Here is a 16,020-nt window from a genome sequence, read left to right as displayed (position 1 = left end):
AAGCTTTCCGAGCGAACTGAGAGGGCCGGTTCGGTTTTTCGATAGGTGACGAGTTTCTCGGCACGCGAGAACAGGGAACCAACAAAAAAAGCCAGCCTGTCGAAAATCGACGGGCTGGCGAGGTTTCTCGGGATCGTTACGAAATTAGTTCAACAGGGCATCGAAGTCGGCGAAGACTTCATCGAGGCTGCTGTTGTCGTCGGTTGCCAAGTCGAGAGCCATTGGGGTGGTGTCCAAGGAGGACGCCGGGCTATCGGTTTGGGCCGGCGGTGGTGTGACAGTGTCCGGCACGGCAAGCGTGTCGGGATTCAACGGCGGCACGGTTGGCATGGCCATTCGGGATCGCTGCGTGGCGGCCCCGTAGAAGAACAAGCCGGTGGTGTTCGGGCCGGTCACATCGCTGAAGTAAGGCACGACTTGGTCAAAATCGTCGCCGTTGATGGCGGTTGGCTCGACATCGTTCGTGCTGATGACGAAAGGATCGCCATCGAACAAGGTTGCCAACGCGGTGCGGTTTTCTCCGGTGACCGGGTTCCAGAGGAAGATATCGTCGAGACGGTTGTCGTCGAAGTCGCCGACTGCAATCTGGGTGTAAGCGTTGCCGTTGAGGGCGGCCGCTGCGATACGGTTCGTCTTGCTATCGAGGAACGTGACCCCGCTGCCCACATGAGCCGGGTCGAAAGTGATAATCCGGTTCTTGCCGGTCGTCAGGTTGACGAAGAACAAGTCTTGCGGATCACCAAAGTCGAAGTCTCCTCCCCGCATGAGTTGGAAGTCGTTCCCGTTGATTTCGCTGACGGGAACCCGATTCGTTTGGATGACGTCCACCGTCGTGACCGTGCCTGGGACTTCGGCGATGAAGTCGACAGTGCGGTTTCGACCGGTGATTGGGTTCCAGAAGAACAGTTCGTCGAGGTTGTCGTCGTTGAAATCGCCGGCAGTGACTTGGGTGAAGTCGTTGCCGTTGATGGCCGGGCCGGCAATAACGGCCGTTTCAACGGTGGCAGTGACGTTGGTTCCGGCGGCACCACCGTTGAAGTGAACCAAACGGTTGCGACCGGTGACGGGGTTCCAGAAGAAGATATCGTCTCCGCCGCCTGCATCGAAGTTGCCTACGACGAACTCGGTGAAATCGTTTCCGTTGAGCAGCGTGGTCGGAATGACCGAGTTCTGCTCACGACCGTCCCCGAAGATAATTCCGTTGGCACCGGTAATCGGATTCCAGAAGAAGATATCGTCGGCATCATCCAACCCGGGCACGCTGTTGTCGAAGTCCCCGGTAATCACACGGGCCCCGGCTCGTACGCTCGAAGGAGCTTCCGGTGCATCGGTGATGACGGTGAATTCGAGCGGCTGCACGAGTCGGTCGTCGTTTAGAATGGTGCCGGTCGCGACGTTGTTGCCCGGCGTAGTGTAGCCGGCTCCCGCTTCGACCGTGAAGACCACCGTTTCCGCCGGTTCAACGGTGAGGTCCACGTTGGGGTCGGCGTTGACGACCACGGTATCGCTGTTCGCCGCGAACACGATGGTTCCGTTGGGGCCGTTGAGCGAGTTGAGTCCGCGAAGTGTGTAGTCGACTTCGAAGATCGCACTTCCCGTCAGACTGACGTTGACGGTCAACGGTTGATCCAGACCGAAACCTTGACGTCGGAACGTGTAGATCAGGATGCCTGCACCATCTTCATTGACGGCAGCCGGGAAGACGTCCACGGTCACAGTGGTGTCGTCATTGACGATGGTTCCCGTGGCAGAACTTTGCGTCGCGGCGACGTATTCCGCAGTCGGAACAACGGTCAGCGTGATCGACTCGTCGGCTTCGAGATCGGTTTCGGCGATCGGGTCAAGCGTGACGACAACGGTATTACTGTTTGCCGGGAAGGTAATTGTTCCCGCCATGTCGCTGAAGCTGTCGGCACCGGTGACGACGAAGTCTTCGTCGACCAACGCGGTTCCGTTCACCGTGAAGTTGGCGGTCAACGGAGCATCGAGCAACCCGGTACGAGTGAAGGTGAAGACCAATGTGCCGTTGCTGTCTTCGAAGACAGTTTGAGGCGTAACGGTCACACCGACTTCGACATCGTCGTTCAGGATTGTGGCGGTCGCGGTGTCCGGGGTATCGACGATGTATCCGCCGCCAGGGACCAATGTCAGCGTGATGGTCTCGTCGAGTTCGATATCGCTATCGGCCACCGGCGTGACGATGACATTGATAGTGTCCTCACCTGGAGAGAACGTCACGATGCCGGAACTCGGGTTGAACCCGGAAGCCCCTTGCACGGTGTAGTCGGATAGGTCGTTGCTCCGGAAGGAAGCGGACCCATCGACTTGGAAACTGACGGTCGTTGTGGTGTCCAGCAGCCCGGTTCGCGTGAACGTGAAGACGATATTTCCGTTGGCGTCTTCGGCGATGCTGTTCGGTGCAACTGCCAGGCTGATGCCGGTTTCATCGTTGATGATGGTTCCGGTTGCAACGTCTTCGCCCATGTCGTCCTTGATTTGGTAACCCGCACCCGGCAGGATCGTAAAGACCACGTCTTCGTCGAGTTCCAAATCGACGTCGTTGGTGGCATCGACCGTCACTGTCACTTGCGAGACGTTCGCCGGGAAGAAGACGGTTCCGCTGGTGGCATTGAAGGAAGCAGCACCGGCGACGGCGTAATCAGTGCCGAACTCAGCGGCGCCGCTTACCCCGAAGCTGGCGGTCAGCGGTTGATCGATCGGACCGACACGGAAGAAGGTGTAGACCAACGTGTCGGCAGCATCTTCTTCGACGGCCAGCGGATCGACTGTGACACCCACACCGACTTCGTCGTTGAGGATCGTGCCGGTCGCACTCACTGGAGTGGCCAACACGTAACGGCTGCCAGCTGCTAACGTCAGCGTGACGGTCTCGTCGAGTTCCAAAACACCATCGACGGTGGGATCGATCGTGACCATGGCCGTTGTACTTCCGGCGAGGAACGTCACGGTTCCGCTTGTGCCGTTAAAGGTATCGGCCCCGATGACGGTGTAATCGTCATTGAAGATCGCGGTACCAGCCACTGTGAAGTTCACAGTTCGGTTTTGATCGATCACACCTTGCCGTGTGAACGTGAAGACCAAGTTGCCGGTGCCATCTTCGAGAACGGCGGTTGGCAATTCGATGTCCAAACTGACGGCGGTGTCGTCGTTGTCGATGATGCCGGTTGCTTGGCTTGGTCCCACCACGAGGTAACCACCACCGGGCACGACCGCAACAATCACGGATTCATCCGCTTCAAGGTCGGTGTCGACGGTGGGAACGATCGACAGCGTTACGGTGCTGCTGTTGGCAGCGAACGTGATCGAACCACCAGCCGCGGTAATACTGTCGGCCCCGAGTGTGGTGTAATCCACTCCGAACTCGGCCACGCCGGCGAGTGTGAAGTCGATGGTGAGCGGTTGATCGAGCGAACCCGTTCTGGTGAACGTGTAAGCCAGAGAATTGCCGCTGTCTTCCTCAACATTCGTCGGCGAAACGGCCACGCTGACTTCCACAGTTGGCGGAAGAACGGTCAGTGTGAAGGTGTCCGAAAGCGGGCCTTCTGCGAAGGTTTGACCGGTAAGCGTGATCAAAGCATCGCCATTGAATCCACTGACCGGGTCGAGAATCAAATTCCCATCACGGAAGGTCGCGGTGATCGGCTTGCTGAACTCGACACCCGCCGTGTAGGTGATCGGCAACCCGTCGCTGGTGATTGAAGGCAGCACGACTTCCGTGGTGTCCTCGGTCGACAACATGGTTTGATCGGCAATATCAAGGATGTCGGCCAAGGTGGCTGTCGTATCAATGATGGAGCCGTAGCCGATGCTATCAGCGATGCCTGCATTGACGACATTGGAAAGTTCAATCGAGAAGTACTCGAAGACTTCGTCAATGTTGTCCAAGTTGGTCGGCACCGTGATCGACTGGATTAACGGGCCAGTGTTCGAGAACATCAATGTGCCACTGACGGCTGTGTAATCGAAGCCAGCAATCGCGGAGACATCCGCTGTGGTGTAATCGACCGTGACATCCTGGCCGGATTGCGGTCGCTGCGTGATGGAGACCGTGAAAATGAGATCGCCACCTTCGGTCGCCGTGACGTTGTCGATCAGCACTTTCGGCGTATCGTCGTCCAAAATGAGCCCACGTGCTCGACCGTCGAGAATCACTGGCGGAATCGGCGGAGCAGGAACGGCTCCGCTGGGTGGCAACGCCAGATCGATGAAGAAGGTCTCATCAGCTTCGGCGAGATCGTCGTTCGTGATTGGCACGGTGATTGTGCGGGTATCGCCGGGGTCACCTTCCAGCCACTCCAACCGACCACTTTGCGGTGTGATGTCGGCGAGACTTGCGGTTCCCAACACGGTGGAATAGTCGACGAAGTAGTCGCCCATGGTTGGCCGGTTCAACAATGTGACCGTGAAGACCGCCTGTGCCGGAGTAGCCGGATCGTCGTTCTCCAGAATTGTGACATCGTTGATGAAGAAGCTCGGCGTGTCGTCGTCCCGAATTGTACCGGTGACGATGACTTCTCCGTTGACTTCGCCCACCAGGTTGGCTGTGCCCGGCGTATCGAGTTCCATGACAAGCAGGAAGTTCTCGCCGATGCCCTCCGCGATATCATCACCGATGACCTGCACCTGCACGCTGTACATTCCCGGTGCTGTGAAGGTGAGTTGCGGATCGAGCAAGATGTAATCGGCCGGCATATTCGCGGAGCCGTCGATCGTACGGAAGTTGACGGTAACATCTTGATTGAAGTCGCCCGTGATATTGATCGGGAACTCCATGATGATATCGGTGTCGGCTTCGGTGATCGTCGCGGAGCCGAGTTCGATAACAGGTTCGTTATCGAGAATCGTGCCGGTCGCAATAGCGTCGGCAATTCCGATCACGCCGGTGCCCGGACCGGTGATCAGGCCGTTATTGTCGACGACCACGCGACGGGCTCCCGAGAGAACCAGGTTGAAGTCTTCGGATGCTTCGACATCGATATCGTCGATGATCGGCACTGGAATCGGCACGACCAAATTGGCCAGTGACGAAGCATCAAGCGAAGCTTGCTCGGTGATGTTTCCGCCTTGGTCGATGAAGACACGGTAAGTGTCGCTGCCTGCTTCGTATTTCAGAATCAGCGTGCCGGAAGTGGCGACAAAGTCGGTGTCGGATGTCGCCCGATTCAGGGACATGGTTTCGGCAGTGGTGAAGTCGACTGCCAAGCTGTCTTTCGGATCGGCAAGCAAGGCCACTTGGAAGACGATCGGCCCTTCATCTTCCAAGACCTGCGGATCGGGCACGTTGGTCGGGAAGGAGAACTTCGGATCGTCGTCGGTGATGGTGCCGACGGCGGTCCGGTTCAGGTCGCGTTCGGCATCGTCGATCCCCAAAATGCGGGCGTTGATGGGGCTGTCCGACAGTTGGACCGTGAAGGTTTCGTCACCTTCGATGATAGTGTCACCCAAGATCGGAACATTGATGATACCGCTGCTTTGCCCTTGGTTGATCGTCAATGTGCCGGTGAAGGCGGTGTAGTCGACATTGGCGGTTGCGTTGTCGCTGTTATCGGTGCTGGTGAACACCGTGTAGCCGACTTGAATGACCGCGTTTGTCGGTTCCGAAAGGGTAACCACGAACTGGGCTTGTGTCGTACCGAAATCGCCTTCAGCGACGGTAACATCGCCAATCGACATGGTGACGCCGAGCAGATCGATTTCGAAGCTCGTGTCTCCGTTGACTTGGTTGGCTTGCAGCGTGTTGCTGGCCAAGTCGCGGATGCCGGTGGACGGGTCGTTGTCGATGTTCAACTGATATTCACCCGGCGGGAACAACCCGGTCACATGGTTGAGCACCGCGATGTCGGTTTGGCTGTTGTACGTGAAGATCACGTCTGCACCGACCGTTCCCGGATCGCCGATCACCAACGGCACGCCATCACGTGTGAGCGAGAACTGAGCAAAGGTGACGGTGTTGTCATCGAGACCGATACCGCCAAAGTCATCGAGGTTGATCTGAATGCCGATAATGCGTTTGTTCTCGAACTCGGCTCGTTCGGGTGTTGGGTCTTGGTCGACCGGTGCCGGGCTTTGTCCGAAGATGAAATTGAGGGCGGCTCGCGGTCCGTTGAAGTCGGCCCTTTCGATGGCACCGCGATCGATGAAGACGTTCGCACCACCGCCGAGCGGTTGTTGGTTCGGGTCGTCGACTCGCAACGTTCCGAAGCGATCGAACTCGGGCGCGACAAGGTTCGAGATCGGAATGCCCACTTCTTGCGTCACTGCGGTGAGAATGGCCCGCTGTCCCAAGGTGCTCAACGACGTATCGACCGCGAAGTTCGGGTCTTGGTTCGTTCCCGATGCGAGATAGAAGTTGCCGTTGACCGGATCGACGAACAGCGGTTGCGTGTTCTGATCGACGACGATGTCTTCGCTGCCGATCATTGCATTTGCGAAGAACGTGGTATTCCCGATGATTCCATTTCGAGTATTACCGCTGTAGATGTTGTAGTTGATGACCGACCGTGTGTTCGACAGTGTCGATGTGTTGTCGGCCTGAATCGCGGTGGTCGTGTTGGCGATGATGTTATTCAGGATTGTCGGGGCGGCATTTTGCGTGACGTTAATCCCGATACCATTTGGTGATTCGGCACCGTAGATCGTATTGTTGATCACACGAACCAACGGAACCGCCGAGGCTGGGCTATTGCCGGAGTTCGGGTCGCCGCTGACGAAAATCCCGCCAGTGCCGCTGTCGCCAACGACGATGACGTTATTCATCAGCACCGCACCGGGAGCCAGTCGATTGCTGTTGAGCGTTGGGAAGGCAATTGCACCACCCAAGGCCGGGTTGTTGTTCGCATCGCGGTCGGCATCCACGGAGATTCCGTAACTCGACGAGTTAGAAATCTCGTTGCCTCGGATGATGATCTGACCTTGATCACGGAAACGGTTCTGGTCGCCTTTGCGGTTCACTTTGGAAAATGCGATTCCAGAGACAGAAACCGCACCTTCTTTGTTAGCACCGGCGAGGTGAACCAATTCGCTATTAAAGTGCGAAGTTGCGGTGATGTCGAAGTCGGGCAGCAAGTCCGGCAAGGCCGTATTTGTGCTGTTGATCGCGTTGGCAATCACGTTGCCCATCGCGTCGGCCGACAGACTGCTCGCGAACGGTACACGGACTCGCTGCGGACCGGGCGTAAACATGTTGTTCGAGTCGAACTCGTAGGTAATCGTCCAAACCCCATCGCTGATGGTGAAGGTGTCGCCATCACTGACGAAGCCACCCGCGGGAGCAAAGAGCGAAAAGGCGCTTCCGGCGAGTCGATCATTGGTGTCGAAGATGTCGGTCTGTACGATCGTGTCATCCAAAGCCGTAGCCAACGCCGAATAGGTCTCACCTGGGCGAATTTCGAGTTGGTAGGCTCCGGAGGCAACTTCCGGTGTGGCACCCGGGTTCGGGCTCTGCGGAACTTGGAAGAACCCATCGCCCGCACTGCCGGAGTTCGTCACCATCTCTCCGCGTTCAGCAAACCCGACGATAATGTCGTCGATGTAGAAGCCTTCGAAGTTGTTATCGTCTGAACTGCCATCTCCGTTGCCTCCGACATCGGTGCTACTTCCGTATTGGCCAAGCGTTCCCTCACCATTCGTGCGTTCGGGCATCAGACCGTACGTCGAGAAGTCGAACCGCAGCAGGATATCCTGTTGACCCGCAAAGTTAGCCAAGTCGACGCGAGCTTGTCGCCAGTTCCCCGAGTTATCGAAGAGTTCTTGGACGTCTTGCCGAGAATCACCGAGGGCACCGAACGCATTCTGGGAAACGCTGAGAGTTTCCGGCAATTCGGAGTCGGAGGCATTACGCGGGCTGTTATTCGTGACGAGCAGATCCCACGTGAGACCGCCGTTTGTCGAAGCCCACACACGGGCTCCATCTTGGAAGTTACCATCCAAGATGTTGGAGTTTTCGGTTTCCAGGAAGTAATTGAAGTACAACGTGGGTTTGTCGGTCGCGTCGTAGTCTTCTAACGAGAACCCATTGGTGATCAAACTTCCGTACGCACCACCGGGAGCGTTGTAGTTGTTGCCAATATTGCCATTAGACGTTAAGTCTCGTTGGACCGTGTCGTTAAGGACTCCGTATTGGCCATTGTTTGAATAATATCGGAAATAGTTGTTGCCGAATGACGTGCTGAATTGTTCCAAGCCAAAGTAGAAGCTTGCTCCACCAACCGACTCCGAAGCTGTGAGACCGGTGAACGGGCTTGAAACGTTGACGTCGTATCCGCCGGTTCGTGATCCGTCGGGAGCATCACTCACACCGTGACCGGCATCTCCCAGTCGCCGAATGGTTGGGTGCCAGAGGTTGAAATCGAGCGGCGAAAATGCCAACCCATCCATACCGGGGCCGAGAACGACGATGCTCGCATCCGCGGTGCCGTCGGCATCCGCATCAAAGGTGTTGAGACGCGGAGTGGCGACGGTTTCCGAGCCGTTCAGGTTGAAGGCAATCATTTGACCGGAAGACGTCACAGCAAATAGCGTGTCAGCTAATTCTGCCACACCGTTGGGAAGCTCATCCGGAAAACCGTCGCCGTCAGAATCCAAGTCGTTGATAACATCAAGGTTCTGCGGACCGAACGTAATACCTTGAATGACCCCCGTCATCCCTGCGGTCGTGAGGGCGGTAATGTCAATTTCCGTCCAACCGCTGAGGCCAAGGTTCGTGGTGGTTCCACTTCCGAAGACGTCGGCTCGGAAGAGACGCCCGTCCGTCGTCGAGGCGTAAATTCGATTGCCGCCAGTTGGGTTCATGGCTAACGCATTTACACGCCCCGGCGGGTTTGCCATGAACGCAGGATCGTCGGCTGGCAAGCGACCGAACGGATCCGGTTCAGGATCATCCGCCGTACCACCCACGTGGTCGTTCGCGTCACCCGCATCGTTAATCACGAACAGCCCAGCGGGGAATATTTGATTGTTGCCATTGGTGGTGTCGACGTCGTGAGTATCGTTCTGGGCGCCGATTCGCACGAAGTTATCGTTGCCCTGTCGCCAGTGGGCGATCCCACCCCAGTTTTGGTTTGGTGAGTTTCCGGCACGGTCCTCAGTCTGGACACCGCTACTGCCTGGGTTGACGAGATCAACTTCAATCAGTCGACCACGGTTGCCACTGTTGCCGTGTGCATAGAGCGTCCCGTCCTGGCGGAAGGAGAGATCGTTCGGTCCGTTGTTGGGAAGTTGACCGAGGTTATCGAAAATTTGGCCAGTGAATGGATTGATGGCAAACAACGAACGCCCGGAGTTCGCGAACAACAGCACGTCGGAGAACGTGTGTGGGACGACGTGAGCTTGCAAATCAATTGTCGTTGCCATTGGCAACAGCGGACCGGTTGTCGGGTCGACCTTTGAGGTCACCATGGTTGTTGCGTCGCCGGTCGTGTGCCCGATGTAGCCGATGTGGTCCTCGACGATGCGTTGGACCGAACTGATCGGTTCCAGCCGCACAAGCGGATTGCTGGCACCCGTTGTAAACTGAGCGTTCAACGCATTCGGCAATCGGGAGTTACTCGAGATCGCCACGTAATAGGTTCGGCTGGCCGCTGCGGGGAGGTTGGTCGAACCGATGAACGGATCGAGATTCCCAGCGGAACCCCGTGAGAGGTCGTCACTGTCGAGACCTTGCCCACCACCGGCTTGATCGTCTTCGATGTCGGAGTCACGCCCGACGAAGATCAGGCTGCCGGAGGCGTCGAAGACCGAAATCGTCGTGTCTGGACGGGTCAGACCGTTCGCGTAATCGATGTCAAAGACTGTAGCGAAGCTCTTGCCGCCGTCGCTCGATCCGCTGATGACTTGGATCAGATCGAAGTCGAGGTCGAACTGGTACCAGTCCACGACGGCTGGCCCGGAAATATTGCCACTGACTGCGAGTGCAGCCCGATCACTACTGAGCAAGTTCCCGAGGAACTGAGCACTCCCGCGTGAGTTATTGCCTGATCGCTCGGCGGACTCGGCCAACAATGGCGAATGGCCGGGAAGCCCGACGATGTCGATCCCGGTGGTCGCGTAAGCGATCTCAGAGAATTGGACCGTGGAACCCGGAATTTCATCGCGTTGTTGCAGACGGATTTGCAGTTGGTATTCACCGCTCGTAATACCACCGGTCGTGCTCATGCGGGGTTGACCGCCGACGGTCGTCAACTCGCTGTTGATGTCGGCATCACCGACGAAGTTGCGAGTTGTCGAGGCGCTGCGGACGCGAACGAAGTACGTTTGTTCGCTAGGTCCCGTGCCAGGCAAAATCAATCGCATGCCGGGATCGAACGGGTTGTTCGTGTAGTAATCGCCACCGAGTTCAGTGAACTTTTCGAGCGAGTATGCCCGTGTGTCGAATGTGAAGCCGGCCGTGTTAAGTGAACTGAAGATATCCCCATTATCGAGCGAGATCGCCCGCACATCGCCATTCACGCGGATCAACTCGACGATTGCATCGAGCGAACCGCCAGTGCGATCGATATCGAGCCAAACTTCGGTTCCCGGAACACCTCGGAAACTGTACACGTCGACGTCGGTCGGATCATCGAAGTTGATTGTCCCACGAACTTCGAAGCCCAAGCGTCGATTTTCGTCGCCGCTCTTTTCGTTCGGGGCAATCGTTCCCAATAGTTGGGCATTGCTCGGCGTGTTGTTCGTGAATTCGTTGCCAACGGATTGTTCGCGTTCGTTGACGACTTCGACGTTGCGATCGTTGCTGAGTTGCTCCAGTCGAATGCTGTTCCAATCCCCTGGGCTGGGGGTTGTGCTGGCACCATCGTTGTTGGTGTCGGTTTGCAGAGTCCCATCGAGTTGGAAGCTCGCACCAACGGTGTCATCAAACAACGAGGTCAGAATGACCGGGCGACCAGGTTGACCGATAAACTGTACTCGGCCGCCAAGTCGGTCGTCGATTTCAAGCGTGTATCCTGTCGCGAGGAATCCGGCGTTGTTACCTTCGAGTTTGACGACCAAACTTCCTTCGGTGCTACTTTGGATCCGCAAACCACCGTAAGTGTGGTGATTGGTTGACGCAATACCGTCACGGAGAATGTGCACGATATCGATATCGTCCCACACGGTTTCCGTAGTGAGCGATTGCCCACGCACGGTCATCCCGTTGAGGCTGTTTTGCTCCATGCGGTTGTTGCGGGCGAGTGGACCAAAGTTCCCGGCGTATTCCGTATAGCGATTGGCAAAGCCTGTCGCACGACCTTGGTCGGAATTTTGCACCGCTTGCATGGCGTTTGCGTTGATGTTGATCACGCTGCCAGCATTCGCGACGAACTCGTTTCCAACAATAACCGGCTGCGCACCTTCCACGTAAATCAGTGCAGCCGCGTTGGAGCCTCGGCCGTTTCGACTCCCCCCAACGCCACCGAGACCACTCGCATTGTTTTCGAAAGTGCTATTCGCAATTCGAACGTCGGCTTGACGGATCTCGATCGTGTTGAAGCCGGTGAAGCCACCGTCGTCCTGGACGATCCCCCCACCAAAGGCGATGAAGGCATTGTCGATGTAACCGGCGGTCGCTGCGTTGAACGTGAGCCCGCCCCAGTCCCCTGGCAAGGCCGCCTGGAATGGGCCCATGCCTTGGTTTTCGATTCGCGTCTCGAAGGTACCACCAATTCCGTAGCGGTTATCGCTGAGACTGGTGATGATGACTGGTTGAGCTTCGGTTCCTTCGGCAATCAGAAGTGCACCGCCGCGTTCGGCTTCAATTCGTCCGCCGTCCGCCTTCACGATGATGTCTGGATCGATGATCAAACGACCGGCCACGCGTGCCTGTCGAACCCCACCGACAAGAATCGGGCCACCCGGTTCCCCATTGATCAGCACATTTTCTTGCAGGATGTGCACGATGTCGGTGTCATCGAAGCGTGCCAAACCTTCCAGTTTGTCGACGCCTTGACCAAGCTGCGTTTCCGTGCGGATGAACATCCCGTTCAGCGAGTTGGCGATGACGGTGTTGTCATGGACGTCTGGTCCCACGCGATTGAGACGATCGCGGAAGCTGTCGGGACTGGCGGAGACAGCCGCTCCGGAACTGAGTGTGATCGTGTTGTACGTGATCGTCGGGCGAGCATCGATCAAGTGAATTGGTGCGTATGGCGATTCGACGGAGTTCACCGACACGCGTCCGCCACCGTAACGGAATTCGGCCTGGTTCACGAAGTTCAAGAAGACCGGATTCTCGATCTGATCTTGAACAGAGCGTCGCAACGCACCGGGTTGGGAGAGTTCGTTCCGAAGGTTGGCATCGAATTCATCACGGAAGAGGAAGTCGGAATCGTTCCGGAAGACCAATCCGCCCCACTCTCCGCCTTGCGGAGGCGGCGTCACTCCTGCCGTATCACCGCCGAGTGTGTCGTCACGGAAGGACGTGAAGAACACGTTCCGCAGCGGCGTACCGAGAACCTGCAACGCAGCACCGTTCTCATTGATGCCCTGCGAGGTCGTTCCCGCGTCGATGTTTGCGGCACTGAGTTTGAAGATCGCGCCTTCATCGATCATTACCGTCACACCGCCAGGAATTTCGAACTCCTCGCCGTCTTCGAGTGGGTTGAAGGACGCATCGAAGCCGATTTGGTAAGCGGCGTTGCTGCTGTTCCCCAAGATTCGAATGACATCGACTCCACCGTTCGCGTTCGCGAATGCGATTGCATCGTCGATGGTGTTGAACGGATTGTCGATCGTTCCGACATCAGCAGCGAACGTGGTGGGATTGATGCGGTCCGCGACGGTATCAACTTTGTCGACGAAGAGAGTCGACATTGCCGTGGCCACTTCGAATGAGAACTCGAACGTGCCACCGGCTTTGCCATCGGCATCACCATCGAGCGCGTTCGGTCCAAACATCACGCCGGGATTATCGATGTCGGTCAACGCATTCGCGGGAGCCGTCGTGACGTTCAGGCGAAGTTCATAGCTGCCGTCCGTACGACCACCCGAGCCGCTGTTCGCGACGTTCGGGTTGTAATCCGAGTTGCCGTCACTGGTGATCCCGATGTAGTACGTACCGGCATCGAGCACGAGATCGAGAAACGCATCGTGCCCGTTGTAGTCGTTGTTCTGGGCAATGACATTTCCGCCAGCATCGAAGACGGTCAGCACGCTATCCAGCAAGCTCGAATTGTCGAGACGCTGTGCAATGACTTCCGCAGTGAATCGCGAACCATCTTCGCTAATCGCGAACTCGTAGAGATCGATGTCCGTCGCGTCCATCGGCTGAAGCCGGTTGAGGTGGAGAACATCGTAGTCTCCAGGGTAGGTTTCCCCGAGCCCCGCACCGTAACCAGGAATACCACCGCCTCCGCCGCCACCATCGAGGAAGGACTCAATATCAGAGGAGTGGCCTAGGCCCAAACTGTGTCCGAGTTCGTGGACCGCGGTCGTGAACCAACCACCACCGTAAGGCGACGTGCCCCAGTCGATGCTGGCATTCATGATCGCCAAGCTCCCACTGGCAATCCCGCCGACAGCACCCGGATCGATCAGCGGATCGAGAATCCGCGGGTCACCGGTAGCGACGGTCAAACCGGAACTCGGGGTCTCGACGAAAACAATTCCCGTGTACTGCGAGTACAACTCGAAGACTTCGCGTGTCCGCTCTTTTTGGTTCTCGGTGATCTGATTGAAGACCGGCTGCCCGCTAACGGGGTCGAAGCCGTAAACGTCTTGGAAGTTGTATTGAACGATCTGAATTTGATTTGGCGTGACTAAGCCGACACCTTGGGCACCGTTATGACCTTCCGAGCCAATCACACCGCCTGTTGCGACTACGATGTCATCAATATCGCGGTGACCCGGTTCGTCGTTCGACCCCACGCCCAACGGCAACGGAAACTGCGTTTGCGCTTCGATCTGCGAAGTAATGATGACGCTCGATCCACCAATCGATCCGAGATCGGTCGCATCTGCAAAACTCGAGTTGATGTCACTCGGCGAGAATACATCGTTGGCGGTCGCGCGAAGCCGATAAGACCCCGTGGAAGTGCCAGCCGTTCGCCCGGAACCCGTGGTGGGGTCGTATCCGGTATTCCCGTTGCTGGAGACACCGATGTAGTACGTGCCAGCATTGAGCGTTTCTGTCAACACCACGCTATCGCCCGAGACCACCGAAACTGCGGAATCGATTTCGGTCCCGGTCGAGTCGAAGAGTCGAATCGCTCCGGTGAGTGTCGATCCCAAATTCACGTTGAACGGGTCCAACGTGACGGTCAAATCGCGGCCGTCGTTGGCGATTTCAATCCGGTGGAGATCGTAGTCGTTCATGACCAACGAACTGCCGGTATTGCCATCGCCGATGAACCCGATGACGTCTAGAGACGTGCTCACGTCACCGCCTGAGAACAACGTCCCCGCATTGGCAGCGGTTGCCAGTGTGTCACCAGACTCGTTCGATGTGCCGACTCGCAGTTTGTAGATGCCCGCCGGCAAGTCATCCGGGAACTGCAACGAAACCGAATTCGACCCCGCGAAATAGGTCGCAGATTGCGGTGCGAATACACCAAGCGTGCTGGCATCGGTGGGATCGACCTGAATCAACTGATAGAAGGTGGGGTTCTCAGCGAGCGTCGCATTGAGCGGGTCGTTTGCGTTGAAGTAGATGTTTACTCGGTCTTGCAACTGCAAACGATTGATGCTTGTGCCCAGACCGATGGCACCACCCATACTCGTGTCGGCCACGTTCACGGTGAGCTGCGGAGTGAATGGCGACCCGTTCGCCAGGAGCGTATCTGTGTTCGGGTCAAAAGTTCGAACGGCAACGGAAGAACCGTTCGCGGTCGCGGTCACACCGCCGACAGCTTCCGAAATTGGTGTGGTCGTTCCTGGCACGACGCCGAGACGAATTGTATTGGCGACTCGCGTAGCGATCTGTCCGGCGGGTTCGGCATTGCTCATGCCGATCCGCACATTGCCGGTGGCGACGCCGGTATTGTTGGTGTCGAATTCGAATGTCACCGTTTGGTCGCCGGCGGTCAGTGTGAAGGTATCGCCGTCGGTCACACGGTTGGGATCGTTGATCCGCAGCAACGTCTCACGCAGAACCGGTTGAGGAACCACCGCGACAGCTTGCGGGCTGAGGTCCAACTCAAAGGAAATCGTTTGATCGACGCCATTGTTGAACGCTTCGCCATCCGTGTTCTGCAGCGGACTGCCACCGGAACCTACCAAAATGATTTGGTAGAAATCGTCTGGCAAATTCTCGGCGAACCGCACGACGACTTGGTTCGTCTCGTCGCCGATCACCGCAGCGCCGGGGGTCACGGTAATGTCGTCTCCGTTGCCGAAAACGCCATCGTTGCTCCGAACGAACTGAATGGAATCCAACGACGCCGGGTCAATCACTTGGCCTTCGCTGAACTCGAATGTCAGTGTGCGAAACGCTTCGTTGAGTTGCGTATCTTGGCCTGGAAAGACTGGCTCGCCAACACTCGGCTCCACCCCGATCAACTGCGGGGCCGCTAGCAAAACCCGCTCTTCGAGAGGCTCGACGGGTCGCATGCTCGCATGGGCATGCGATTGAGGACGCCTACGACGTAGACCCGCCCGAGAAGAACTTTTTCCACCAACAGTCAAGCGAGAGTAAACAGTGTCAAGCCAATGCTTGAGTACCATTGCGAGTGTCCTTGTGTGGGCCTAGGTAGGATGGAGTCACGAGAGAGAAAAAGATGACACCAAAACAAATACGGTATATGGAAGTTTGCTGATCCGATCAAGGGCGTGAAAATCGGTCTCGGAAGAGGAAATGACTTGTCATTTCGAGATTCCCAGCCGCTCAGCCGTTGTCGAGAGGTGACTGACTGAATTACCGCTTGAAAGCGAGACCGCCACTGTCGACAATGGCAACTCGAGGTTTCAGCGTAATGGGCGGTTTAGGGGGTTTCCAAGTGAAATTCTTTGCCTGAGGCAAAATTCCTGTCGGGTTAACAGGGTTTTGCGTCCATCGGGACAAAAACCAACAATACCAATTTGGCCCGCACT

The 16,020-nt window shown here is 56.9% G+C and carries 1 protein-coding gene; it reads right to left on the bottom strand.

What is annotated here, in order from left to right:
• Nucleotides 1-144 precede the first annotated feature (144 nt).
• Nucleotides 145-15,540, bottom strand: coding sequence for a Calx-beta domain-containing protein (locus AC5DDB_RS02005; protein ID WP_491737991.1), 15,396 nt, complete (start codon nucleotides 15,538-15,540; stop codon nucleotides 145-147).
• Nucleotides 15,541-16,020: the final 480 nt, after the last annotated feature.

The sequence above is a fragment of the Thalassoroseus sp. genome (assembly GCF_984380535.1).
This window is presented reverse-complemented; position numbering and strand designations above follow the sequence as displayed.